24 protein-coding genes and 1 tRNA gene are annotated in these 23,222 nt (G+C 64.9%); 7 read left to right on the top strand and 18 right to left on the bottom strand.

The annotated features are described in order from the left end of the window. Nucleotides 1-21 precede the first annotated feature (21 nt). Entirely contained in the window at nt 22-1,014 is a 993-nt protein-coding gene (locus A3736_RS14415; protein WP_067684382.1) for a radical SAM protein, read from the bottom strand. Next, complete coding sequence (locus tag A3736_RS14410; protein ID WP_067684380.1) at nt 1,011-2,429, bottom strand: NAD(P)/FAD-dependent oxidoreductase; 1,419 nt, start codon at nt 2,427-2,429, stop codon at nt 1,011-1,013. Before A3736_RS14410 ends, A3736_RS14415 begins: the two co-directional genes overlap by 4 nt. Nucleotides 2,430-2,502: 73 nt before the next feature. Here A3736_RS14410 and A3736_RS14405 point away from each other — a divergent pair, with 73 nt between their 5' ends. Further along, complete coding sequence (locus A3736_RS14405; protein ID WP_067684378.1) at nt 2,503-3,561, top strand: methyltransferase domain-containing protein; 1,059 nt, start codon at nt 2,503-2,505, stop codon at nt 3,559-3,561. After that, nucleotides 3,555-4,592, top strand: coding sequence for an SDR family oxidoreductase (locus tag A3736_RS14400; protein ID WP_067684376.1), 1,038 nt, complete (start codon nt 3,555-3,557; stop codon nt 4,590-4,592). The genes A3736_RS14405 and A3736_RS14400 overlap by 7 nt, the downstream gene beginning before the upstream one ends. Here the strand turns inward: A3736_RS14400 and A3736_RS14395 are convergent. Then, on the bottom strand, nt 4,574-5,290 hold the full coding sequence (locus A3736_RS14395) for a glycosyltransferase (RefSeq protein WP_233999402.1): 717 nt from the start codon (nt 5,288-5,290) through the stop codon (nt 4,574-4,576). The two genes, A3736_RS14400 and A3736_RS14395, sit on opposite strands and share 19 nt — an antisense overlap. A gap of 2 nt (nt 5,291-5,292) precedes the next feature. Next, entirely contained in the window at nt 5,293-5,937 is a 645-nt protein-coding gene (locus tag A3736_RS14390; RefSeq protein WP_233999401.1) for a TIGR04282 family arsenosugar biosynthesis glycosyltransferase, read from the bottom strand. A 60-nt stretch (nt 5,938-5,997) separates the two neighbouring features. On the opposite strand from A3736_RS14390, the gene A3736_RS14385 reads away from it, so the two are divergent. From A3736_RS14385 to A3736_RS14375, 3 genes are all read left to right on the top strand, one after another. Then, entirely contained in the window at nt 5,998-6,486 is a 489-nt protein-coding gene (locus A3736_RS14385) for a response regulator transcription factor (RefSeq protein ID WP_067684372.1), read from the top strand. Between the two features lie 351 nt (nt 6,487-6,837). After that, nucleotides 6,838-7,398 (top strand): JAB domain-containing protein, encoded by a 561-nt coding sequence (locus A3736_RS16785; protein ID WP_197465621.1) that lies wholly within the window; start codon nt 6,838-6,840, stop codon nt 7,396-7,398. Beyond that, nucleotides 7,391-7,870 (top strand): hypothetical protein, encoded by a 480-nt coding sequence (locus tag A3736_RS14375; RefSeq protein ID WP_156502146.1) that lies wholly within the window; start codon nt 7,391-7,393, stop codon nt 7,868-7,870. Before A3736_RS16785 ends, A3736_RS14375 begins: the two co-directional genes overlap by 8 nt. Before the next feature lie 27 nt (nt 7,871-7,897). On the opposite strand, the gene A3736_RS14370 is transcribed toward A3736_RS14375, so the two are convergent. The 9 genes from A3736_RS14370 to A3736_RS14340 all read right to left on the bottom strand — a co-directional run bounded on the left by A3736_RS14370 (nt 7,898) and on the right by A3736_RS14340 (nt 15,288). Further along, a complete protein-coding gene (locus tag A3736_RS14370; RefSeq protein WP_067684368.1) occupies nt 7,898-8,131 on the bottom strand; it encodes a type IV secretion system protein VirB3 in 234 nt (77 codons plus the stop codon). 321 nt (nt 8,132-8,452) lie between these two features. Further along, complete coding sequence (locus A3736_RS18070) at nt 8,453-8,632, bottom strand: hypothetical protein (protein ID WP_156502145.1); 180 nt, start codon at nt 8,630-8,632, stop codon at nt 8,453-8,455. A gap of 372 nt (nt 8,633-9,004) precedes the next feature. Beyond that, on the bottom strand, nt 9,005-10,885 hold the full coding sequence (locus tag A3736_RS14365) for an RHS repeat-associated core domain-containing protein (protein WP_067684366.1): 1,881 nt from the start codon (nt 10,883-10,885) through the stop codon (nt 9,005-9,007). Nucleotides 10,886-11,618: 733 nt separating this feature from the next. Next, nucleotides 11,619-11,888, bottom strand: coding sequence for an RHS repeat domain-containing protein (locus A3736_RS18300; RefSeq protein ID WP_369815455.1), 270 nt, complete (start codon nt 11,886-11,888; stop codon nt 11,619-11,621). Between the two features lie 214 nt (nt 11,889-12,102). After that, nucleotides 12,103-12,178, bottom strand: a tRNA-Lys gene (locus A3736_RS14360). Next, a complete protein-coding gene (gene folK, locus A3736_RS14355; protein WP_233999400.1) occupies nt 12,169-12,669 on the bottom strand; it encodes a 2-amino-4-hydroxy-6-hydroxymethyldihydropteridine diphosphokinase in 501 nt (166 codons plus the stop codon). The genes A3736_RS14360 and folK overlap by 10 nt, the downstream gene beginning before the upstream one ends. Before the next feature lie 35 nt (nt 12,670-12,704). After that, the gene (gene aguB, locus A3736_RS14350) at nt 12,705-13,580 is read right to left on the bottom strand and encodes an N-carbamoylputrescine amidase (protein ID WP_067684362.1); all 876 of its coding nucleotides are present in this window, start codon (nt 13,578-13,580) and stop codon (nt 12,705-12,707) included. 10 nt (nt 13,581-13,590) lie between these two features. After that, nucleotides 13,591-14,358 (bottom strand): SIMPL domain-containing protein, encoded by a 768-nt coding sequence (locus A3736_RS14345; protein ID WP_067684360.1) that lies wholly within the window; start codon nt 14,356-14,358, stop codon nt 13,591-13,593. 72 nt (nt 14,359-14,430) lie between these two features. Next, entirely contained in the window at nt 14,431-15,288 is an 858-nt protein-coding gene (locus tag A3736_RS14340) for a class I SAM-dependent methyltransferase (protein WP_067684358.1), read from the bottom strand. Nucleotides 15,289-15,389: 101 nt separating this feature from the next. On the opposite strand from A3736_RS14340, the gene msrA reads away from it, so the two are divergent. Then, a complete protein-coding gene (gene msrA, locus A3736_RS14335) occupies nt 15,390-15,929 on the top strand; it encodes a peptide-methionine (S)-S-oxide reductase MsrA (RefSeq protein ID WP_067684356.1) in 540 nt (179 codons plus the stop codon). A 5-nt stretch (nt 15,930-15,934) separates the two neighbouring features. Here the strand turns inward: msrA and A3736_RS14330 are convergent, their stop codons facing one another. Continuing rightward, entirely contained in the window at nt 15,935-17,173 is a 1,239-nt protein-coding gene (locus tag A3736_RS14330) for an RsmB/NOP family class I SAM-dependent RNA methyltransferase (protein WP_067684355.1), read from the bottom strand. A 122-nt stretch (nt 17,174-17,295) separates the two neighbouring features. Here A3736_RS14330 and A3736_RS16780 point away from each other — a divergent pair, with 122 nt between their 5' ends. Beyond that, a complete protein-coding gene (locus A3736_RS16780; RefSeq protein ID WP_082851519.1) occupies nt 17,296-17,454 on the top strand; it encodes a DUF1674 domain-containing protein in 159 nt (52 codons plus the stop codon). A 30-nt stretch (nt 17,455-17,484) separates the two neighbouring features. Here the strand turns inward: A3736_RS16780 and A3736_RS14325 are convergent, their stop codons facing one another. The 4 genes from A3736_RS14325 to A3736_RS14310 are packed head-to-tail and all read right to left on the bottom strand — an operon-like array spanning nt 17,485 to nt 23,176. Continuing rightward, entirely contained in the window at nt 17,485-18,867 is a 1,383-nt protein-coding gene (locus A3736_RS14325) for a cytochrome P450 (RefSeq protein ID WP_067684353.1), read from the bottom strand. Nucleotides 18,868-18,905: 38 nt separating this feature from the next. Then, the gene (gene hemH, locus A3736_RS14320) at nt 18,906-19,934 is read right to left on the bottom strand and encodes a ferrochelatase (protein ID WP_067684351.1); all 1,029 of its coding nucleotides are present in this window, start codon (nt 19,932-19,934) and stop codon (nt 18,906-18,908) included. Between the two features lie 9 nt (nt 19,935-19,943). Then, nucleotides 19,944-22,235 carry a molybdopterin cofactor-binding domain-containing protein gene (locus A3736_RS14315; protein WP_233999399.1) on the bottom strand — a complete coding sequence of 764 codons (2,292 nt, stop codon included), beginning with the start codon at nt 22,233-22,235 and terminating at the stop codon, nt 19,944-19,946. Continuing rightward, a complete protein-coding gene (locus A3736_RS14310) occupies nt 22,214-23,176 on the bottom strand; it encodes an Mrp/NBP35 family ATP-binding protein (protein WP_067684349.1) in 963 nt (320 codons plus the stop codon). The genes A3736_RS14315 and A3736_RS14310 overlap by 22 nt, the downstream gene beginning before the upstream one ends. Nucleotides 23,177-23,222 lie beyond the last annotated feature (46 nt).

The raw sequence follows: 23,222 nt of genomic DNA, 5'->3' as shown, positions 1-23,222 counted from the left end.
TGATAATTGTTTGCCGCCGGATCAGGCCGAACAGCTCGCCCCGCCCAGTACGCAGAAGCGGGCGCAGTGCGGGTGATTAAGCGAGACCTCGCGCGAGGCTTCGGCAAGATCGCCGCCCATATCGAAACCGGGATCGTAGGGGATTAGCGTGCAGGCGGCGACGCGCGGCGCGGCTTCGCCCTTGCGGTGGACGACCATGCGGCTGGTCGCGCACATCACGTCCGCTGGCGATTTGTCGAGGATCGACCAGCAGGCGGTCGTGATCTCGGCGATGTCCTTGCTCTCGTCCATTTCGGGAAACAGCACCAGCCGCGCCGGATCGCGCGCATCGACGTGGATTCCCTCGCGCTCGAACAGGGCGGCATAATGCTGGCGCGCATCCGCCTCGCCCTCGCCCGGCAGCAGCCGCCCGGCGACGGCGAGCGAGAAGCCTTCGCGCGATAGCCAGCGCAGCCCGTCCATCGCGGCCTCCCAACTTCGGGGGCCGCGCTCCGCCTCGTGGACGGTCTGCGTGTGATGATCGAGGCTCACCCGCAGCGTCAGGCGGTCGCCATGCGCCTCGCGCAGCGCGACCAGCGCCGCCTCGTGCCGCCGCATCGGCTTCATCGCATTGGTCAGGACCAGCGCTTCGAAGCCGCGCCCGAGCGCATCGTCCAGCATGGCGAGCATGTCCGGATTCATGAACGGCTCGCCCCCGGTGAAGCCGATCTCGTGTGTGCCCATCCCGTCGATTTCGATCTCGTCGAGGAAGCGGGCGACGTCCTTCGCCGCGATATAGACCAGCGCATCGTTGGTCGGGCTGCTCTCGATATAGCAGCTCGCGCAGGCGAGATTGCACAGGGTTCCGGTGTTGAACCACAGCGTTTCGAGCGCGGTCAGCGGAACATGCGCGCGCGGCTCGCCCTTGGCCGTGACCTCGGGATCGGAAAACTTCTCGACCGGCAGCGCCGCCGCCTCGACCGCGAAGGGCGATGGGCCGGTCGGCGCGTTGCGCGATTTGGTGCTCGTACTCATGCGAAAATCCGTCTCAGTCTGGCGACCAGGGCCGCGTATTTCTTGGGCAGCGATCCGAACACGGTCGGCTCCCACGCGCCGAAGGCGGCGGCCTTCGAAATCTCGCTGCGGGTCGGGTAGGCGATGATGGCGCTGCCGAGAGCGAAAGTGCTCGTCTTGCCGGTGATCGATTGGGCGAGCGGGAGCAGCAATTCGCCCGCATTCACGCCCACCACGCTGGCGCCGAGCACTTTCTTGCCCTTCATCACCAGCTTGAGATGGCCCCTCGACGCCCCCTCGGCGACCGCGCGCTCGTTCTCGGAAAACTCCTCGCGCACCACCGTGATAGCATCGCCGTGCTTCTCGCGCGCGTCGCTCTCGGTCATGCCGACCTGGGCGATTTCAGGATCGGTATAGGTGCACCAGGGCAGCGCGGTATAATCCACCTTGGTCGGCAGGCCGGTGACGATTTCGAGCGCCACATTCGATCCCTCATAGCCCGCAACATGCGTCAGCCTGATCCCGTCGCGGCAATCGCCGATGGCGTAGATCGAGCGCAGGCTGGTGCGGCGCCGCTTATCAACGGCGAAGCCGTTCCTGCCGAGCTTAAGGCCGAGCTCTTCCGGTCCGAACCCTTCCACGCGCGCCGTGCGCCCGGTCGCGATCAGCAGGTGACTCCCCTCGACCGCTTCCGCGCCCTCGATCTCCAAACGGATCGATCCGGCCGCGCCCGACACGGCCTTCGCCTTTCCGTGGACGAAGCGCACGCCCTCTTCGCGCAAGGCTTCTACCATCACAGCCACGCTGTCGCGATCGTCGCGGCCCATGATGGCATCGGGCTCGATCACGGTCACCTCGCTGCCCAACCGGCGAAAGGCCTGCGCCATCTCCATCCCGATATTGCCGCCACCCACGATCACCAGATGGCCGGGCTGCTCGTCCAACTCGAACACATTCTCGTTGGTGAGATAGGGCACCCCGTCGACCCCCTCGATCGGAGGGACGAAGGGTCGCGATCCGGTTGCAAGGACGATGCGGGGCGCTTGCAGCGTCTGTCCCGCGACTTCGACCGAGTGCTTCCCCGTCAGCCGCGCATGGCCCAGAATGACCTCGCAGCCCATCTCCTCGAATGTCTCGACCGAATCGTGATGCTCGATATCGGCAATCGCGCGCCGGACCTGCCCCTTCACCCCGCTCCAGTCGATTTCGGGCGGCGCGATCCTGACGCCCATTCTCTCGCCCTTGCGCGCCACTGCGGCGCGCTTGGCCGCGGCGAGCAGCGCTTTCGACGGCACGCAGCCATTGTTGAGGCATTCGCCGCCCATCTTGTGACCTTCGATCAAGGCCACCTTCAATCCGAACAGCGCGCAGCCGCCCGCTGCGGTCAGACCGCCGGCACCGCCGCCGATCACGATCACGTCATGTGTGAATTTCATCGCTTGTCGCCTACCCGATAAAGCTGGCAATGCGAACCGGAACCCGCACACACGCCAATAAGGGCCGCACACGATGAACCTCGAAAACTCGCAGGACTATTACGGCAAGGTTTTGGCCGGATCGTCCGACCTGAAGACCGATGCCTGCTGCACAATGGAAGCGCCCCCGCCCGAAATCCTGTCGGCGCTGCGCAATGTGCACGAGGAAGTGAAGGCGCGCTATTACGGCTGCGGCCTCGTCGCTCCGCAGGCGATTGCGGGCTGCCATGTGCTGGATCTGGGATCGGGCAGTGGGCAGGATGCCTATATCCTGGCCCAGCTGGTGGGATCGGAAGGCTCGGTCACCGGCGTGGATGCCACGCCCGAACAACTCGCCGTCGCGCGCGGGCACGAGGACTGGCACCGCCAGCGCTTCGGCTATGACAAATCGAACGTCCGCTTCCTCGAAGGCGATATCGAGAAACTGGGCGATCTCGACCTGCCGGAAGGGCATTTCGACGTCATCGTCTCGAACTGCGTGATCAATCTCGTCGCCGACAAACGCGCCGTGTTCGAAGCGGCGCATCGCCTGCTGAAACCAGGCGGCGAGCTCTATTTCAGCGACGTCTACAGCGAGCGCCGCGTGCCCAAAAACCTGCGCGACGATCCGGTCCTGCACGGCGAATGCCTGTCGGGTGCGCTCTATTGGGGCGACTTCCTGGCGCTCGCCAAATCCTCCGGCTTCCTCGACCCGCGCCTCGTCACCAGCCGTCCGCTCGGCATCGGCGACAAGGCGGTGCAGGAAAAGCTCGACGGTATCGCCTTCCATTCGGCGACGTATCGTCTGTTCAAGCTCGACTTGCTGGAAAGCCAGTGCGAGGATTACGGACAGGCGGTCCGCTATCGCGGGACGGTTCCGGGGCAGGAGCGCGTGTTCGAACTCGACGGCCACCACCATATCGAAGCGGGCCGGATGTTCCCGATCTGCGGCAATAGCTGGAAGATGCTGGCCGACACGCGCTTTGCCGAGCATTTCGACTTCTTCGGCGATTTCATGACGCATTACGGCGTCTTCCCCGACTGCGGCGTCGCCGTGCCTTTCGGCGCGACCGGGCCCACATCCGACGCTTCCGCGCCCGCAGCCTGTTGCTGAACATCCTCGTAACCGGTGCCGCCGGCCTCTTGGGCGGCGAGGTCTGCGCGCGCCTTCTGAGGGAGGGGCACCGGGTGACCGGTCTCGTCCATCGCAACCGCGACATCCGCGCCAATGACGGGTCGGACGTCGCGATCGAGACGTTGGCGGGCGATGTCTCGCAACCGCATTTCGGCTGGAGCGAGGCGGACTTCGCGCGGATCGCCCAGACGCACGACCTCCTGATCCACTGCGCTGCGACTGTCCGCTTCGATCTGACCGACGAGGAATACGACGCCGTCAACGTGGCCGGAACGCGCCACGCGATTGCGCTGGCGGAAGCGGGCGGCATGGCGCTGCTCCACGTCTCCACCGCCTATGCCTGCGGGCGTCGGGATGGGCCGATCGCGGAGGAAGACCCGCTCCCCGAAACGGGCTTCGCCAATGGATACGAAGCGAGCAAGGCGGCGGGAGAGCGGCTGGTGCGTGCCTCCGCGCTCGACTGGGCGATCGCCCGGCCCTCCATCGTGGTCGGCGCATCCGATACCGGGGCGATCCGTCAATTCGACACGACCTATGCCGCGTTCAAGCTGATTGCCGAGGGCCGCGTGCGGCACATGCCTGCGCGCCCGAGCGCAAGTCTCGACTTCGTGCCGATCGACCACGTTGCGCGGGGGATCGTCGAACTGGCCGAGCGGATGGAGGCGGCCAGGGGCGGAACCTATCATCTAGTTTCGGTCCAGCCCCTCGCGGTCGCGGACTTCACCGCGACGATCGGCGCCTATCCGCATTTTCACGAACCGGAGCTTGTCCCGCCCGAAAACTTCGACGCCGCCATGCTTCCCGCGCTCGAACGCCGCCTGTTCCGGCGCGTAGCGGGGCTGTACGCCAGCTATTTCCAGCGCGATCCGCACTTCGGAGACGATAATTTCCGCGCCGTCACCGGGCTGGCCTGCCCCGTCACCGGATCGGATTACATGAAGCGGTTGATCGATTACTGCATCGCCGCAGGTTTTCTGGCCGAGCCGGACGCTCAACGCACGTCGGGATAATGCTTCGCCATCCGGTCCCGCAGGCCGAAAGCCCATAGCATGCCGACCTTGAAATAAATCCAGTTCGCCTTCCACGGCCCCCATTCCGCGATCCGCCGGTCCGATGTCTCGATCCAGCGGGGCACCAGCTTCACGCGACCCAGTGTCGCGAAGCGAACGCACAGATCCGCCTCTTCCATCACCGTATCGCCCGGAGTGCAGCCGCCGAGCTTCAGGAAATCGGCGCGGCGAAAGAACATCGCATGGTCGCCGAACAGGAGGCGTACGCCGCGCACGAACAGATGCGGGCGAGTAATCAGCGGCGCGTACCAGGTCTTGACGATATTGTGCGCGGTGGTGACCCAGCGGGTCTTGTCCGGCCCGCAAATGCGCGGCGTGAAACCCGCGAGCGCGATCCGCCTGTCCGCCAGCGTCTCTTCGATTACGGCGACCATGTCCGAAGGAGGTAGGGTGTCGCCATGCAACACGCAGACCAGATCGCCGCGCGCTTGGGCCACGCCCGCATTGATCTGGACCGCCCGGCCCCGTTCGCTCTCGATCACGCGCCACCCCGCCGCACGTGCAATGGCGACGGAAGCGTCCGCGCTGCCGCCATCCACCATCAGGATGTCGGCGGGCGGGGGATCGAGCGCCGCCAGCCTTTCGACCAGAGCCGGCAAGGCCTTGGCCTCGTCCAGCACCGGGATGACCAGCGCCACGCTCACTGGCCTGAAACCGCAGCGAAGTCCGGCCAACGGGCGAGATCGCCGGGCGTGTCGATATCGTCCAGCTCGGGCAGGACCGCAGGGCCGATCCCTTGCGCCGCGGCCCGCGCCAGCGTTTCGGCGAAGACCGTTTCGGTGCTCCACTCCATCTCCGCGAACAGGAACGGCATCGGGCGCGCCAGGCCGATCAGGTAATAACCGCCATCGCTCGCCGGGCCGATCACCACGTCGCGTTCCGCAAGCTCGCGCGCTGCGACGCGGAACAGTTCGGGCGTCACAGCGGGGCAATCGCTGCCGATGATGATGGCAGGCGCGTCGACCCGCACCATCCGCGCGCCGAGATCGCCATCGCCCTGTTCGACGACGCGGACATCCTTGCCGAACAACTCGCCGAACGCGGCCATCTCGCCTCCGGTCACGCGCAATTCGAACGGCAGCCCGCTCGCCTCAACCTGCGCCACCGTATGGTTCAGCAGCCGCGCATAGACCCGCGCCGCGCCCTCCTCGCCGATCGCGGGGATCAGCGCGTCTTGGCCTTTCCCGGAACCGGCAACCGCGCAAAGATCGATATCGTGGGAGACGCCATGGATACGGCGATAGCGCCGCGACGGGGGCCACGCAAAGGCAATGCGGCGCGCCATTCGCCAAGGCTTTCCACGGTCCGGCTTCCAAAGATCGCGAAGGCGCGATACGACCGCGCGATGCCGACCATTTCGACTCCTTCCGGTCCTGTGGAACTGACCGAAAAGCAGTTCGATGCGCTCGATCTGGCCGCGCGCCATTTGAATACCAAACAGATCGCTCGCGACCTAGATATCTCGCCGCGCACCGTTCAGGCGCATCTCGATGCGGCGCGCCAGCGGCTCGGCGTGGCGACACGCGTCGAGGCGGTTCAACTCCTCCTCGACACACCGTCTGCTACTACATGTAGCGCGACACCAATAGTCGATCCGGCCCCGGAACTGGCAGAAACTCCGTCGCCGAGGGGTACTTTCGAATTCCACGACGCAGCCGCCTTCAGGGAGCCTGCGCCATGGGTCGAAGCGCCTCGGTCATTGTCGGACATCGAGCCCCGGCATCTGGGAAAAGGCATGCGGGTCCTGCTGATCGTGGCGATCGCAGCCCTGACGATGGTTCTTCTCGGATCGGGCCTGGTGGTTGCGGACGCGCTGGCGAGCATGCTCGACTGATCGCGATCCCCTCTTCCGGCGATGCCATGCACGCTGGAGGAGATCATGTTGGACCTGCATCCCGACCGGGCTCGCTGCGATCGATCGGCGGCTTCCTTTCTCGCAACCACGGACGCCGATGGCAGCCGTGTAGCTCGCGCGGGCGGCAGATAGGGTCCGGATTCCATGCTGCGCAGCATTTCAGCCCGCCTCAATCGCCAAACATCGTTCGAAGCCAATCCGCTTCGGGACACGGGAAGCGGCCGATACGACGCCGATCATAATGGCGGTCTGCGTAACGCCTGCCCTTCACCGGCGATGCGATGCGGGGGACGGGTCGCCTACCTCGCCGAAAGGCTGAACGAGCTGGGGGTGGACAAACCTTCGGACACGGCGGCCTCGATACTTCGGCAATTTGGGTCGATCGCCGCCTTTACGTGCAGCGGCGAAAGCGAATTTCGCAGGATCCTCGGACAAGACGATGTCGTGAAGATCGTTCTGGCGACGCGCGATCTGATCGAAGCGGGTCTGCGCGAACAGCTCGACAGGACAATTCTCGCTCCCGACGATCCGGCCCTGCACCGCTATCTGGTCAGGCGGATCGGCCATCTGCGTCACGAAGTGCTGCTGGCCTTCTTCTGCGACGAGGCGGGAGGCTTCATCGCGGAAGAAACGCTCGCATCCGGCGTTCAAGACTCTGTCGCGATTTCGGCGAGGGTCGTCGTGCAAAAGGCGATGGCGCTCGACGCCCGCTCGTTCCTGCTCGTCCACAATCATCCATCGGGAACGCCCGTTCCAAGCGCACAGGACGAACGCGAAACGCGCGCCATCCAAGCGCTCGCCCAGAAGCTCGAACTGCGATTGATCGACCATCTCGTCGTGGGAGGAACCCAGATACGCTCGGTCTTCGAAAGGATTTCTCGCGATGACTAGTCGGTCCAGCGCTCTGCGGGATGAACTCGCGGATGAATTTCGCAGCCAGAGCCCCGAAACGTCCACATTGGTCGCTCCTAGGGGACGGGCGGCGATCGGCAAAAACGTGACCAAGCGATCGTCCGAAGCGATTACGACGACGAACGAGGCCGAGCTTCGCCTCGCCGCCAAGCAGGAACTCGAAGCGCGCGCCATGCGGGAGAGATATCTTCCAGAGGATCTGTGCGACGGTGCGACGTGGAACATTCTCGTCGATCTCTTCGTCAATCGGCTGGAAGAACGGGACGTATCGATCTCGTCCTCCTGCCTCGCCGCGCGCGTGCCCACTTCGACGGCTTTGCGCCACATCAACGATCTGGTGCGCAGGGGCTGGTGCCGCAGGACCAACGACGCCTCCGATGGCCGCCGCTGCTGGCTCGAATTGACCGACACGGCGGTGGCAGCCCTCTCGGACTATTTTTCGAGAAGCTGAAGATCGCGGCGCGCCGATCTGGTCGCCTTACCGCATCCGCGTGATCCAGAGGTCGAACAAGCGCGGCTCGTTGAGGCAGGCGAGCACGCCCACCCCATGTACCGCCAGCGCCACCAGCAGCACCCACCAGGCGCGAAAGATTAGAAACAGCTCGACCGCGATCACGGCGTTGATGACGAAAAAGCTGTAGGTCACGCCTGCAAACATCTGCGGCCGCGTGAGCGCAGTGAACAGCGTATCGCGACGTATTCGCTCGGCCATGATGAAGCGACGACCCTCTCGTCAGGTGTGGGCGTTGATTTCAGGGAAACGGGCGCGATTACAAGCGAAGGGTGGGCGCAGATGGGTCCGAATGCGATGTTTACGGTTGTAGTGTTCGAGACGGCAGAGTCCTAGGGTCACATGACGACATACAGATGCGTCTTCGTTACTTACGCAGATCCATCCAACGTAAGTCTCTCAATCTTTAGGGCCGCACATTTTTCCGCCACAAACAAGGCAGCTATTGACTAATCCTGTATCGCAAAATTTTAACAACTTAAAATTAGAGTAAGTTGAACTATCATGAAACGATGCACCGCATCAGGAACAATTATAAGAATAGAGAAAAATGATAGCAATTACCGAAGGAATAAATACAACTTGACTTTCAAAAATGATATATCCTGTGATAATCAACCAGGGTGAAGCTTGGGCTGTCGCAAGTGCGGTTGCACTACTGCCAAGCGATAAGTTCGCTGCTCCACCGACACCAGCGTCCACGTCTATTCCGGCGCTAAATCCCAACCGACCCGATTGGGGATCGAATGCTATATCCGAAGCGACCCCACCACCTAAAATCCCCTATCCCCGTGCGGAACCACTTAATCCCAGTGAAGGTACTGAACAATATATGCTAATTGTTGTATCTACCAATTCACATAGGAGACCGCTCCCTTGATCTGATGGCGCCATTCCATCACGCCAAATAGATTCATCTGGTATCCCTCGGTCCGTACAGACCTTGCGAGCGTTAATATTTATTAAAATCAGCTTATCGCCGTCATAGATGAGGCTGTTGAAGTAGTTGCAAGTTTCGACGCTTCGCAACCCCGTCGGATCGGTAAAGTTCACCGGATCGCCGCCTACGTAATTTTACATATTCATGCCATCGGCGTATCCGATCGGGTCGGTTTGCATGAACCGGCCAAGGGTGGGCGAGTACATGCGGGCCTTGTAATAATAGGGGCCGAGTTCCGGCAGCCAGGCCTGTCCGGTATAGCGGAACCGCCCAAGTCCCGCTCCGCCCGGAATGCCGTATTCGTCGTAGCTGTTGATGCCGAGGAGCGCGCCCGAGGCGTTCGAGACTGCCGTCACCGAGCCGCGCTCGTCGGTATGGAGGTAGCGGCGGTCGCCCGTGCCGGAGCCTTCGTACCAGACCAGCGGATTGTCGACGCCCGGCCCGTGGACGTAGCGGCGCATCATCTGGTTGGCGCCGTTATATTCGGCGATCATGTCCACCCCGTCATAGGCGAAGCGGGTGTCGGTCGACGGGCCGGTATAGCGATAGAGCCGCCCGATCGGATCGTAAATCAGCGAGCCCGAGCCGCCCGGATGCGAGTAGCTCGTCAGGAAGTTCTCGCTCGAATAGCCGAACGCGTCGCTGCCCGAACTGGTGAGGTTGCCGCGCGCGTCGTAGCCGAGCGAGACACCGCCTGCCTGCGTATACTGGTTGAGCCCGTTCGCCGTGTAGTAACGATCGGCATTCGCCAGCTGGTCGAAGGCGTAGCTGTCGTTCGACTGGGTCGTCTGCGCGATCTGGCCTGCCGGATTGTAGGAGAAGCCGCGCGTGTTGTCGCCATTGCTGCCCGCGATATCGGTGACCAGCGAGCTCAACCGCCCGACCGGATCGAATGCCATCGATTGTGTGGTGCCGTTGGCGAAGGTGATGGAACTGGGGTCGCCGGCGCTGTCGTAATTCCACGTCGCAAGCGCAGTACCGCCATATTCGCGCAAGTACCGCATCGATCCGTCCGCGAGATAATCGTAGGTGACGTAGAACCCGTCCGCCCAGGTCATGCGCGTCCTTCGTCCGGCGGCATCGTATTGGTAGCTGGTGGTTCCGTAGGGGCCGGACTGCGACGTGTTGCGGCCAAGGGCATCGTGCGCGAAGCTCAGCGTCTGGCCGTTCTGCACGGCCTGCGTCAACCGGCCCATCAGGTCGAAGGCATAGGTGGCATCGGATTCGCTGCCGGGCAGGTTCTTCGAGGTCAGACGGCCGAGATTGTCGTAGCCGTAATATATCGTCTGCCCATCGCGCAGGCGGCGGCTGGTGACGTTGCCCGCATTGTCGTAGCCCAGCTGTTCGTAATCGTTCGGGTTGGAGGCGTTCTTCGATCCCGCATAGGGGAACCGGGTCTGCGAGAGCCTGTCGAACGTGTCGTAGACATAGGTCGTGCGGTTGCTCTCCCCATCGGTCAGCGTCTGGGTGCGGCCGTTCAGAGTGAAGGTCGCGACGTAATCGTTACCGACCTCGGCCGTGCCAACACCGCTTTCGACGCGCACGATCCGATCGTCGCCGTCATAGTGATACCGCGTAATCCGGTCCGGCCCCTGCGTGCCCGTGGTGGCCAGCGTGCAGGCGGCGGGAAGGCTCGCATAGGTCGAGGGGTTCATCCTGACCGCGACACATTCGAGCCGGTTCTGCGCGTCGTAGCCGTATTGGGTGAGGCTGTAGATCTGGCTGCCCGAGACGAGCCGCTGCTGCGTGCGGCGGCCATTCGCGTCCACGATGTTCTCGACCCTCTGGCGCACGTTCATCCCGTCGAGATTGCTTTGCGCAGTGCCGGGGGTGGTGCCGACATCGGCATAGAGGACCTGTCCAGCGCCGTCATCCGTATAGCGGATGGCCTGACGCGGCATGGCGCCCGGCCCGCTGGAGGTATTATAGAACTGGACGGTCTTGCGGTTGTAGTAGCTGGGCGGCGGCGGGCCGGCATTGTAGCTGGACTGATCGCTGTCGTAGCGGATCGCCATCGTGTAACCGGCGTTGCTCGAGATGCGGTCCAGCCGGAAGGGCGAGAAGCATCGTTGGCTGCGCCGCCTAAACAGCCGCCTCCCAGCTCCCCACCGCCGCCGCCAAGGCCTCCACCCGGAATTGCAGGCTGCCCGTTCTCGAAGCATTCGGTCTGCACCATCCAGGTAAGCGAATAGACGACGCCATTGGGACGGCGCACTTCGACCGGAAGCCCGCAGCTATTCCCGTCCGTGCTGCAACCCGGCCCGGCATATTGCGCCTGGCCCCCGGGATACATCGACAGAGACGAGGGGGAATTATATGTGATCTCCACTCCCTGGGGAGGGGAGCGGTAGGTCCACGCGACGCCGCTTCCAGTCAGCGTGCCGCCATTGGCCTTGGCCGATATCCAGGTGGAGCCCGAAAGCGTGAATTTCTCCGACACCTTGCCGAGGCTGACCGTCGCCACCGTGCCGCTGTTCGTGAGCTGGAGCGTGCCGCTCCAATTGTCCTGAAGACCGTTCTGCCCGTAATGGCGCACGAGCGCGATCGCCCCGTCGCCCGAGCCGATGCTGCCTTCGAGGATGTCGAGATAATAGCGCCCATTGGTGAGATCGACGCCGTTCTCGTCGGTCGCAACCCACGGATCGACCGGCGCGGCGGTCTACTGCGCCATGGCGGGTGCCGAAAGGCCTGCGCAAAGAATGGCCGATGCCAGCAGGCCGATCTTGCCTGCGTGCGCTCCCAATAGGCTCATGGAAAATCCTCCCCGAATGAAGACGATCGAAGCCGTGGGCCAACCTCTCCTGCGAGGCGCCCGAACATTGGCTTGCGACCGGTTTTTAAGAAATCAGCGGCCGGTGGTGCGGACCCGCTTGCGATTATCGGCCTTGTCGTGCCGTTATTCGTCCCGCCCGAACGCTGGACCTTCACGAGCCGACCCTTCGCATCGTAAGTATAGGTCGTCGTCTCCGACGCCTGCCCCGCAGACGCACAAGAAAGCGCCGACAGCGCCAGTACCATCGACCGTTTCACCCGTCGGGCAGTCCAAAACACTGCCCATGACGATTGCGCGGTGACCGCTTTCATAGCTAGAATATAAGGGTTGGCGGATCGCTCGGAGAGCACTGAAGAGACCAGGATCTCGGTTGCGCGACCACACAAAGGGCGTGGGGCGGCGTTGCGGTTGAGTCGCCGGGACGCCACTCTCCATCATTTATTGCGAAGTTCGATGAAATGGTGAGCCCTGCTGGGTTCGAACCAGCGACCTACTGATTAAAAGTCAGTTGCTCTACCGACTGAGCTAAGGGCCCACGCGCGCAGCTTCGACGCGGTTGGTATGGCGCGCCCTAGGGAGCGGGCGCGGGGCGGTCAAGCGGGTCGATAGCTGACGCAGCGTTCGGCCCGTAAAAGGATCGCGCCAATGGGGGGCGATCGCGGCCGCGGGGGCGAGCACGAAGGAGCGGGTGCGAAAGGCCGGATGGGGAATCGTCAGCCGGTCGGAAAGGACTACGCCGCCGTCCCAGAGGATTAGATCGATGTCGAGCGGGCGGCCCCGCCAGCGTTGGCCTTGCCGGCGGCGTCCGAAGGCGCGTTCGATAGTCTGAGCCCGTGAGAGCAGATTTTCCGGGTCCAGATCGCTCGACACCAGGGCTGCGGCGTTGGCGTAGCGGCGCTGCGACGGGCCGATAGGTGCGGTCGAGAGAATGGGCGACACGGCCTCCACTGCCACGCCCGCCTCTTCGAGCGCTTCGAGCGCGGCCGTGATGACCGCATGTGGGCCCCCGATGCCCGGCACGCGCATGTTCGATCCCAGCGCGACAAGGTAGCGATGCGCGCTCAGATATCCTCGCAGAGACGACCGTAAAGCTGCGGGCGGCGATCGCGGAAGAAGCCCATGCCCGCACGGTGAGTCGCCGCCCGGTCGAGATCGAGCCGCGCGGTCAGCACGCCGCTTTCATCCCTGCCGTATTCGGCAAGGTAATCGCCCCATTCGTCGGTAATGAAGCTGTGGCCGTAAAAGCTCTGGCTGCGGTCCGCCGGGCCTTCGTGGCCGATGCGGTTGGCGGCGGCGACGGGCATGCAGTTCGACACCGCATGGCCCACCATCGCGCGCCGCCACATGCGGCTGGTGTCGAGATCGGCGTCATAGGGTTCGGACCCGATCGCGGTGGGGTAAAGCAGGACTTCAGCCCCCTTCAGCGCCATCGCCCGCGCACATTCGGGATACCATTGGTCCCAGCACACGCCGACGCCGATGCGCGCCGTCCCACCTTCACAAGCGATATTCCACACCTTGAAGCCGTCGTTACCGGGGCGGAAATAGTATTTCTCCTCATATCCCGGACCGTCGGGAATGTGGCTCTTGCGATAGGTCCCCCTGATCGCGCCATCTGGGCCGATCATGGCGAGCGTGTTGTAATAATGGTGCCCATCCCGCTCGAAGAAGCTGGTAGGGATCGCGACCTTGTGGCGCGCGGCGAGCTCGCGCATCGCGGCGACGCTTTCGTCCTGCTCCGTCGGGCGCGCGCGGGCGAACAGCGCCTCGTCCTCCTCGCGGCAGAAATAGTCGCCTGCGAACAGTTCGGGCGGCAGGATCAATTGCGCGCCTTCGCCCGCCGCCTGTTCGACCAGGTCGGCGACGGCGGCGATGTTGTCGGCAGGCTCGGGCCGGGCCAGCGGCAATTGCAGGACGGACAGGGTCAGCGCTCTCATGCGCGCCGAATTAGGTTTCGCGCAGTGCGAAGTCCACCTGGATATAGACGTCGGACCGCGTGGTGCCGACCATCATCGAGGGCGAGCGGGTGGGTATCCGCGATTGCGGCGGCGGAGGCGGGGCAACGGGCGGCGGCGCAGCGGACTGTTGCACCATAGCGTCGCTCATGGCTTCCGCCCCGCGCAGATAGGTCTGCCCCTGCGTGCCGCCCCCATCGCGGATGTAGAGCACTCGGCTCACCTCCATCCCCGCAGCCTTGGCATAGGCTTCGGCCCTTTTGCGCGCGGCCTTGTAGGCGTCGGCATAGGCAAGATTGGCGGTCGCCTCGGGATCGGTCATCGACAGAGACGGGCCGGAGACGATGTTTGCACCCGCTTCCGTCACCGCAGTGACCGCCTCACCCGCGCGATCGGGATTGCGCATCGTCACTTCGACCACATTGGCGGCCTGATACTGGCCCTTTCGGTCGCCATATTCGACGCGCCTGACAGTGACGGCGCGGGTCTGGATGTCCTTTTCCGCCACGCCGAGCTGGCGCAGGGCCGCCACGATCTCGGCGATCTTGTCCTGATTGGCCTCGCTGGCGGCGCGGGCATTGCCGGCAAAGGTTTCGATTCCGGCCTGGAACTGCGCCTGGTCGGGCCGCGATTCGGCCTGGCCGCTGGCGCTGACGGACAGCAACGTCTCGCCGTGATCGACGCCGCGCGCTTCATCGGCCCGATCGCCGCAAGCCGCCAGAGCGAGCGGTGCAACGGCCACGAAAACAAAGCGTTTCATACAAAACCCCCCGATGTGATAGTGTCACACCGGGGGATTTGCATTCGGTTTACTGAACGATGGCTGACAGGATCAGCGCTTCCTGAACAGCAGCGTCATCCGATCGCTCTCGCCAATATTCTCCAGTTCCGGCTTCTTGCCGCCCCAGCTCGGCGGCATCTGCCAGACACCGCCTTCGTGGTCCGCGCTGTCGAGCGGATTGGCGTTGATGTCGCTCATGCCGACGAGTTCGAAGCCGTGCGCTTCGACCAGCGCGATCACGTCTTCCTGCCGCAGATAGCCGTTGGCACCGGTGGTGTAATCGCCCGGCGCATCGGACTTGGCGCGGTGCTGGACGATGCCGAGCATCCCGTCCTCCTTGAGAAGGCCCCGCATGCGCATCAGCTCGGTGTAGAGCACACCGGACCGCATCAAGTTATGCATCTCGCGGAAGACGAGCACGCGATCGACCTGGCCCTTCAGTTCTTCGGGAAGGTCCTGCGAAGCGTAAGTCGAGATCGGTGCGCCGGACAGATTCCAGCCGCCCCGCGCCGTTTCGAAATCGCCCGGTAGCTTGGCGAAGTAATTCGCAAACCGCTCGCCATCGGCAGCGGCGGGATCGGGCGTCAGCCCGACATAGCGGCCCTGCGCGCCCAGATAGGGCACCAGCACGCGCGTGTACCAACCGCTGGCGGGCATGTAATCGACCACGGTCATGCCCGGCTTCACCTCGAAGAAATCGAGCGTTTCGAAGGGATGGCGGTATTGGTCGCGGGCGCGATCCTCGGCCCGGTTCTCCATCGCGAGGGCGCGGGTCAAGGCTGCGTGATGGGCGTGGTCCATCGCCATCGAACCGGCGTGCGAGCCCATTTCGTGACCGGAATGGTCCTGAGCCATGGCAGGCGTGGCGAAGGCCGCGAGCGCGCAGGCGGCGGCAAACAGGATACGCATCGAAATCTCTCCCTGATTTGTCGCACCGGCTTCTGCCCGGTCAGCCTCCCCCTGACAAGCGGGCACACCGTACCTATCTCCCTTTGCGAAGGAGATTACAAATGGCTAAGCAACAGGCGATCATGGCGGGCGGGTGCTTCTGGTGCACCGAAGCGGTGATGAACGACGTGATCGGCGTGGACGAGGTCGAGAGCGGCTACATCGGCGGCGATGTTTCCGATCCGACGTACAAGCAGGTGTGCAGCGGCAATACCGGCCATGCCGAAGCGGTGCGGGTGACGTTCGATCCCGACCGGATCGCGCTCGCCGACCTTTACGACGTGTTCATGGGGACGCACGATCCGAGCCAGCTGAACCGGCAGGGCAACGATGTCGGCACCCAGTATCGCAGCGCGATCTTCCCCTTGGACGATGAACAGCGCAGCGAAGCCGAAGCCGCGATCGAACGCTGGAATGCCGAGCACGACAAGGACGCGGTGACCACGATCGAAGGCCCGGCCGAATGGTATCCGGCGGAAGACTATCACCAGGAATACTGGACCGGCGAAGGCCAGCGCAATCCCTATTGCCAAGCGGTGATTCCGCCCAAGCTGATGAAATTGCGCAAGAGCTTCCAGAAATATCTGAAGGAAGACGCCTGAGGCTATCAGTCCGGGGCGCGCCATCGGGCGATGAAAAACCCGTCCATGCCGCCCTGGTCCGACAGCATGCCGGGATCGGTGCGTAGCCAGCCTTCGCCGGTTGGTTGCACGCCGTCCGGTAGCTCGTCCTGCGTGATCGGAACCGGATCGAGCGCGGCGCGCGCGGCCTGATCCTCCCCCTCCTCGCGCTCCAGCGAGCAGACCGTGTAGACCAGCGTTCCGCCCGGTTTCAGCCAGCCCTGCGTGCGCTCCAGCAGCGCCGTTTGCAGTTCGGTCAGTTCCTCGATCTGGCGCGGGCCGATGCGGTGGAGCACATCGGGATGGCGGCGCGCAGTGCCGGTGGCGGTACAGGGCGCATCGATCAGAATCGCGTCGTAATGGTGCTTCGGCTCCCATTTCAGCGCATCGGCGCGGATCGTCCCGGCGGAAAGACCGGTGCGTTTGAGGTTGGCCTTGAGGAGATCGAGCCGCTGCTTCGAAATATCGAGCGCGGTCACTTTCCACCCCTGCGCCGCGAGTTGCAGCGTCTTGCCCCCCGGCGCAGCACACAGGTCGAGCGCAGTGCGGCCCTCCCCTGCCCCGAGCAGGCGCGCGGGCAGGGATGCCGCCAGATCCTGCACCCACCATGCACCGTCCTCGAAACCGGGTAGCGTCTCGACTGCAGCACCGCGCGGCAGGCGCAGATGGCCGGGCATCAGGCTGTCTGCGGCGAGCTGGGTCTTGAAATGCTCGGTTTGGGCGGAATCGCGCAGCGTCAGGTCGAGCGGGGGCGGCTCGGCCAGACCGGCGGCGATGGCTTGCGCCCGCTCGCCCCAGCGCGCGGCGACTGCATCGGGAAGCGTCGGCGCCTTGGGCAGTTTCGCTTCGCGCTTGGTCAGAGTCGAGAAGACGCCGTGCGCCAATCGGCGTGGTCCGCCAGACAGCAAAGGAAGCCCGGTCGCGATCACGGCGTGGAGCGGCGTACCCAGTCGCAGCCATTGCGCCAGCATCAGCCGCAGGACCTGCCGCGCTTTCGCATCGTCGGGCAGATTCTGGCGCGTGGCGCTGTCGATCAGCGCGTCGAAATCGATCGCCCAGCGCAGGGTTTCGCTCGCAATGGCGCGGGCGAGCGCCTTGTCCTCGAACTTGCGGATGTCGGATGTCGCCGCGCCGAAAGCGACATCGAGCGTCTCGCCCCGCCGGAGAACGGCATCGAGCAGGCGAAGCGCGGCGCGGCGCGCGTGGATACCGGGGGGTTGAGCCATGGCGCTGCCCCTAAAGCATCGCGCGAATAAGTGGGAACCGGTTTTTCGCGCAATGCTGTAAAGCCGATGCGGCACCAGGGGCTACGCTTGAAACTTCGCGCCAGCCTGCGCATTTCACCATTATGGAAAAGCGCGCCACCAAACGTCCCGAAGCTTTCGAGAAGCCCGCCCACTGGACGAGCGAACCGCCGCCCAAGCCGGAAAAGCCGGAGATGGACGAGGAACTGAGCCCGACGCGCTATGGCGATTGGGTAAAAGACGGCATCGCGATCGATTTCTGATCGCTTGCAAGAAATCCGGGGTCTTCGGGCCTAAAGCGGCCGAAGCGTGATCTTCAGGCCGTCCTTGGGCTGCGGGATCGGCCAGGCCTGCCATTCCGGCTCGTAACCCGGCTCGACCTCCACGCGATACCGCGTCAGCATCTGCGCCATCAGGATCTTGATCTGCATATAGGCGAAGTGGAGCCCCAGGCACATATGCGCGCCGCCGCCGAAGGGCACCCAGGCGTATTTGTGCCGCGCCTTCACCGCCTCGGGCGTGAAGCGCAGCGGATCGAACCGGTCCGGATCGGGCCAGTGTTCTTCCATGTGGTGGACAAGGTGCGGATTGATCCCGACCCGCGCGCCCGCCGGGATGGTGTAGCCGCCGAATTCGAAGCTCTTCAGCGCGCGGCGCGGGATCGAAGGCACCGGCGGGACCATCCGCAGCGCTTCCTTGAACGCCATTTCGGTCAGCTCGGGCTTGGCCAGATCCTCGTAGGCCAGACCGCCGCCATCGTTCGTGATCGCGCGCAATTCCTCGCGCAGCCTGTCCTGCCAATCGGGATTTTTTGCCAGCAAGTGCACCAGAGACGTCGCACTCGACGTGATGGTGTCGTGCGCCGCCATCATCAGGAAATTCATGTGGTCGACGACCGCTTCGACGCTCATCAGGCTGCCGTCTTCGAATTCGGCGGTGGCGAACTGGCTGAACATGTCCTGCCCGCCTCCCTCGGCCCTGCGGCGTTCGGTCTCGCGGGTGAAATAGTCGACGAGGAAGGCGCGGCCATCGACGCCCTTCTTCATCTTCGTGAAGGGCAGCGGGCGGCGCACCGGCGCGATCGAGGCCTGGACCATGTCGATGAAGGCCTGATTGATCCGGTCCGCTTCCGGCCCGAACGGCAGGCCGATGAAACTGTCCGCCGCCAGATCGAGCGTCAATTGCTTGATGGCGGGATAGAACTCCATATCCCCCGCACCCCACTCGTCCATCCGCGCGGAAATCCCGCGATTGAGGCTGTCCGCATAATGCCGCATGGGGCCGGGCTTGAACGCGATCGACAGCGCGCGGCGATCGGCGCGGTGATGGTCGAAATCGAGCAGCATCAGCCCGCCGGGAAACAGGCGATGCAGCACCGGGCTCCACCCCTGATCGCTGGAAAAGATCTTCGCCCGGTCGAACAGCATCAGCTCGTTCGCCTCCGCCCCGATCAGTGCGACGTGCCAGCCGCCCATGGTATGGACCTTGTAGACGGGGCCATAGGTCTCATACATCCGCCGCGCGAAGGCATGCGGATCGGCAAGCTGATTGAACGTGTGGCCGACCAGCGGCCAGCCTTTTTCGCCCTGAATGTGGTCGAGCGCTTCTTCCGGCAGGCTGTCGCGCCAGCTTTGTGGCGTGAATTCGACCGGCTGATGCGGTGCTATGGTGGCCATGGCTCTCTCCGGATTACTTACACATGTGTAAGCACCTCTCAGCCGGGAATCCACCCCGCCAGTTCGCGCCGCAACAGCCCCTCCAGCATCGTCAGCCCGGCATCCGAGGTGTTGAGGCAGGAAAGCGCCGCGAAATGCTCGCCCCCCGCTTCCTTGAACTGATCGCGCCCCTGCATCGCCAGTTCCTCCAGCGTTTCGAGGCAATCGGCGGAAAAGCCCGGCGCGGCGATGGCAATGCGCCTGGTACCCTTCGCGCCCTCTTCGGCCAGCACCGTGTCGGTCGCGGGTTCGAGCCATTTGGCGCGCCCGAAGCGGGACTGGAAGGTTGTGCGAAACCTTAAGTCAGGCCGGTTCATGCGCGCTTCCAAAAGCCGCGCAGTCTTCTGGCAATGGCAGTGATAGGGATCGCCCAGATGCAATGTCCGCTCCGGCATGCCGTGAAAGCTCAGCATGAGCAGTTCGGGTTCGAAATCGAGCGCATCCAGCTGGCGCGCCAGATCATCGGCCAGGGCATCGATATAGAGCGGATCGTCGTGATAGGGTGGCAGCGTGCGCAGGCTCGGCTGCCAGCGCATTTTCGACAGGGTTTCCCCCGCCTTGTCCACAACCGTCGCCGTCGTCGCCGCGCAATATTGCGGATAGAGCGGGGCCAGCAGAATGCGCTCGCAGCCCGCATCTTTCATGGCGGTCAGCCGCTCGGGGATCGACGGATTGCCGTAGCGCATCGCCCAGTCGACCGTGACGCCCTCGCCCAGCCGCGCCTGCATCTTTTCGGCCTGCGCCTTGGTGATCGCGGCCAGCGGCGATCCGTCCTCGGTCCACACCTGTTGGTATGCATGGGCGCTTTTCTTGGGACGGGTGTTGAGGATAATGCCGCGCAGGATCGGCTGCCACGCGATCGCGGGAATTTCGACCACCCGCTTGTCGGACAGAAATTCGCCGAGATAGCGCTTCACCGATTTCGCATCGGCTCCGTCGGGCGTGCCGAGATTGACGATCAGGACGCCGATTCTGCCGGAACGGACGGGGGGATGGTCTGCGGGGAGGGTTTGGGGCTGCCAGGTCATGGCCTCGCTCTAGAGCCCTTCCGACAGGAGCGGAAGCCGTCGGAAGCGCAGGCCGGTCGCCGCGTGCAGCGCATTGGCGATGGCGGGCGGCGCCACTGCGACGCCGAGCTCGCCCGGATCGAAAGGCGCTTCCTCACTGGCGAGGAAATCCACGCGCAGGTCCGGCGTATCGCCAAGCGTCGGCAGCATCAGCGCGCCGAGGCGGCGATTTTCCGGCATGCCGTCGCGATAGACCGCGCTCGCCCCGGTGGCGAGCGAGAGGCCGAAGATCAGCCCGCCCTCGATCTGCTGGCGCGCGAGATCGAGATTGGGAATGCGGCCGATATCCGCGACCGCCGACAGGCGATCGACGCGCACGCCGCCCTCGCCCAGCCGCGCCTGCGCGACGCAGGCGATGAAGCCGCGCGCTTCGCCAAACGCCATGCGGATCAACGCCAATCCCTGCGAGGTGCCTTCGACGCCGCCATCCCACTCGCCGAGCCGCGCCGCCGCGCGCAGAACCGTGGCGGCGCGCGCATCCTGGCCGAGCAGCGACAGGCGATAAAGCAGCGGATCGCGCCCTGCGATTTCGGCCAGCTCGTCGAGGAAGCACTCGGTGGCAAAGCCGGTATAGGCGGCGGAATTGCCGCGCATCCGGGTGGTGGGCAGGTCGATCGTCACCGGGGCGTGATCGACCACGACATTCGGGATCGCATAGGGCGGCACCGCCCCTTCGCAGGCGAGCGGATCGGCCTCGCCCGCCGCCGCCTCGATCGCGGCCTCGACGGTGCGATCGTCGAACAGGCGTGCGCCGAATTCGCGCATGGTGGCAGGCATTGCCAATTTCGCGCGCCACGCTACCGGCTGGCGATCCGTATTGGGGTCGAGCCGGGCGCTGAGCGCGATGGCGGCAGGCGTGCGCGGCGGCACTGCCTTGAATTCCTCGCCGCGCGGCCATGTCAACTGCACCGGGCGGCCTACTTCGCGCGCGATCAGCGCCGCCTCAATCGCGTGCATGCTCTCCAGCCGCGCATCGAAGCTGCCGCCTGCCGCCACCGGATAGATCGCCACGTCGCGTTCGGACAGGCCGATCGCCTTCGCCGCGACCCGGCGCGCGGCGGCAGGAGCCTGGCTGGCGATCCAGAGTTGCAGCCGTCCGTCGCGATACAGCGCAGTGGCGCTTGCAGTCTCGACCGGCGCGTGGAGCGCGGGCGCGATGTCGTAACGGCGGGTGAGCGTGGGCGTCTGCATCGCCTCGGTATCGCCCAGCACCGTAAGACGCTCGACATCCGTGCGCTCGAGCGCCTCGCCCAGGGTGGTCTCGACCGCGTCGCTTTCCACGCCACCCGGCCCCGCAAAACGCGGTCGCAGCCTGTCGAGCGCCCTGTCCGCCTTCCACCAGCTATCCGCCACTGCCGCGAGCCAGAATTTCGAGCGCACGAGCGCCACCAGCCCTAGACCGCGCGCGGCCTCCTCCTCGAACCCGACCAGTTCGCGCATTCCCCAAGCCCCGTGCCTGATCGAGACATAGACCATGCCGGGCAGGCGTATATCGCCCGCGAAGGGGAAGCTGCCATCGACCTTGGCGGGCAGGTCGAGGCGGGGATAGGCGCTGCTTGCCGGAACATCGCCGGGCAGCGGTTCTTCCATCGGTGCCTGGGGCCGCAGCGGGGGTGGATCGGGCGGCGTCATCCGCGCGGCTTCCGCCGCCAGCTCGCCGAAGCGAGCGCGCCGCTGCCCATGCGTCACGATCCCCTCGGCGACCTCGCATTCCTCCCACGCGACGTCCCAGCGCTCCGCCGCCGCCATCGCCAGCATCGCCCGCGCCGCCGCGCCCGCCGCGCGGCAATCGCTTTCGAAAGCGGCCAGCGTGCTGCCCCCCGCCGTGGCGGCGAACGGTTCGGAGCGGGCGAAGCGGTTCGCGAGGAAGCTGTCGGGCTCACCCGCCAGATCGGGCAGCGCGGACCAGAGCGGTGCCCATTTCGCCGCCAGCGGAATATTCGCCTGCGCGCCATTGGGCGGCACGGGGGCGACCGCGACCTGTCCCCAGGCCGCGCCCATCTCCATCGCCACGATCTGCGGCAACAGCGTGGTCACGCCCTGCCCCATTTCGAGCTGCGGGACCGCGACCGTCACCACACCGCCCTCGTCCACGGTCAGCCAGGCGCCGAAGCCATGTTCCTGCGCGCCGGGCTCCAGCGCGCTGGAATAGCTGCGCGGCCAGACATACCAGGCCAGCAGCAATCCGCCGCCCGCCGCAGCGCCTGCGATGAGGCCGCGCCGCGTGATCGCCAGACCGCTCAGCCGTTCGCGGCCAGCCACGCGGACAGTCTCTCGGCGATGGCGACGAAGGGCTTCGCATGGACGCCGTCGCTCGCTGCCGGAGGCGCGCCTGCATCGCCGCCTTCGCGGATTTCCAGCGCCAGCGGAATGCGGCCGAGGAAGGGCAGGTCGAGCTTTGCCGCTGCCGCCTCAACGCCGCCCGCGCCGAACGGATCGGACAGCTCGCCACAATGGGGGCAGACATATCCGGCCATGTTCTCGACCAGGCCGATCACCGGCACGCCCGCCTGGTCGAACAGATGGCCCGCGCGCACCGCGTCTATCAGCGCGAGATCCTGTGGCGTCGACACAAGCACCGCGCCCGCGGGCTTGAACTTCTGCAACATGGTCAGCTGCACATCGCCCGTGCCCGGCGGCAGATCCACGATCAGAATCTCGGTCTCGCCCCAATGCGCGTCGATCAATTGCGACAGCGCATTGCCCGCCATCGGTCCGCGCCAGGCGATCGCCTGCCCCTGCTTGACGAGATGCCCCATCGACAGCACCGGCACGCCGAACCGGCTTTCGACCGGGATCAACTTGTTGTCCTTCGCTTCGGGCTTGGCGTCCCGCGTATCGAGGATCATCGGCTGCGACGGGCCGTAGATATCGGCATCGACCAGCCCGACCTTGTGGCCGGAACGCTGGAGCGCGATCGCGAGATTGGCGGCGAGCGTCGATTTGCCCACGCCGCCCTTGCCCGATCCCACCGCGATCAGGCGGCGCGCGGTCCGCTCGGCAGTCTGGATCACCTGGACCTCGTCCACGTCCTCTCGCTCCGACAGAGCCTCGGTCAGTTCGGCTTCGATCCGCGTGCGCCCGGCGGCGTCCAGACCGGCGGCGTCGAGCACCACCAGAGCGCGCCCCTTGACGATGCGGGCCGACTGGACCCGTGCCGCCAGAGCGGCGGGAAGCGATGCGACGATATCGGTTTCGGCCATGGCTGAGCGCGTGTAGCATCGAAAACGGCGGCACAAGTCCTGATTT

Source organism: Erythrobacter sp. HI0063 (genome assembly GCF_001635685.1).
In the GTDB taxonomy this organism is placed as follows: Bacteria; Pseudomonadota; Alphaproteobacteria; order Sphingomonadales; family Sphingomonadaceae; genus Qipengyuania.
This window is presented reverse-complemented; position numbering and strand designations above follow the sequence as displayed.

Coding starts and splice junctions, on each gene's coding strand:
- A3736_RS14415 (WP_067684382.1), bottom strand. CDS start 1,014: ATGAGTACGAGCACCAAATCGCGCAACGCGCCGACCGGCCCATCGCCC.
- A3736_RS14410 (WP_067684380.1), bottom strand. CDS start 2,429: ATGAAATTCACACATGACGTGATCGTGATCGGCGGCGGTGCCGGCGGT.
- A3736_RS14405 (WP_067684378.1), top strand. CDS start 2,503: ATGAACCTCGAAAACTCGCAGGACTATTACGGCAAGGTTTTGGCCGGA.
- A3736_RS14390 (WP_233999401.1), bottom strand. CDS start 5,937: ATGGCGCGCCGCATTGCCTTTGCGTGGCCCCCGTCGCGGCGCTATCGC.
- A3736_RS14385 (WP_067684372.1), top strand. CDS start 5,998: ATGCCGACCATTTCGACTCCTTCCGGTCCTGTGGAACTGACCGAAAAG.
- A3736_RS14375 (WP_156502146.1), top strand. CDS start 7,391: ATGACTAGTCGGTCCAGCGCTCTGCGGGATGAACTCGCGGATGAATTT.
- A3736_RS14370 (WP_067684368.1), bottom strand. CDS start 8,131: ATGGCCGAGCGAATACGTCGCGATACGCTGTTCACTGCGCTCACGCGG.
- A3736_RS14365 (WP_067684366.1), bottom strand. CDS start 10,885: ATGGCGATCCGCTACGACAGCGATCAGTCCAGCTACAATGCCGGCCCG.
- A3736_RS18300 (WP_369815455.1), bottom strand. CDS start 11,888: ATGGTACTGGCGCTGTCGGCGCTTTCTTGTGCGTCTGCGGGGCAGGCG.
- folK (WP_233999400.1), bottom strand. CDS start 12,669: ATGCGCGTGCCGGGCATCGGGGGCCCACATGCGGTCATCACGGCCGCG.
- aguB (WP_067684362.1), bottom strand. CDS start 13,580: ATGAGAGCGCTGACCCTGTCCGTCCTGCAATTGCCGCTGGCCCGGCCC.
- A3736_RS14345 (WP_067684360.1), bottom strand. CDS start 14,358: ATGAAACGCTTTGTTTTCGTGGCCGTTGCACCGCTCGCTCTGGCGGCT.
- A3736_RS14340 (WP_067684358.1), bottom strand. CDS start 15,288: ATGCGTATCCTGTTTGCCGCCGCCTGCGCGCTCGCGGCCTTCGCCACG.
- msrA (WP_067684356.1), top strand. CDS start 15,390: ATGGCTAAGCAACAGGCGATCATGGCGGGCGGGTGCTTCTGGTGCACC.
- A3736_RS14330 (WP_067684355.1), bottom strand. CDS start 17,173: ATGGCTCAACCCCCCGGTATCCACGCGCGCCGCGCCGCGCTTCGCCTG.
- A3736_RS16780 (WP_082851519.1), top strand. CDS start 17,296: ATGGAAAAGCGCGCCACCAAACGTCCCGAAGCTTTCGAGAAGCCCGCC.
- A3736_RS14325 (WP_067684353.1), bottom strand. CDS start 18,867: ATGGCCACCATAGCACCGCATCAGCCGGTCGAATTCACGCCACAAAGC.
- hemH (WP_067684351.1), bottom strand. CDS start 19,934: ATGACCTGGCAGCCCCAAACCCTCCCCGCAGACCATCCCCCCGTCCGT.
- A3736_RS14310 (WP_067684349.1), bottom strand. CDS start 23,176: ATGGCCGAAACCGATATCGTCGCATCGCTTCCCGCCGCTCTGGCGGCA.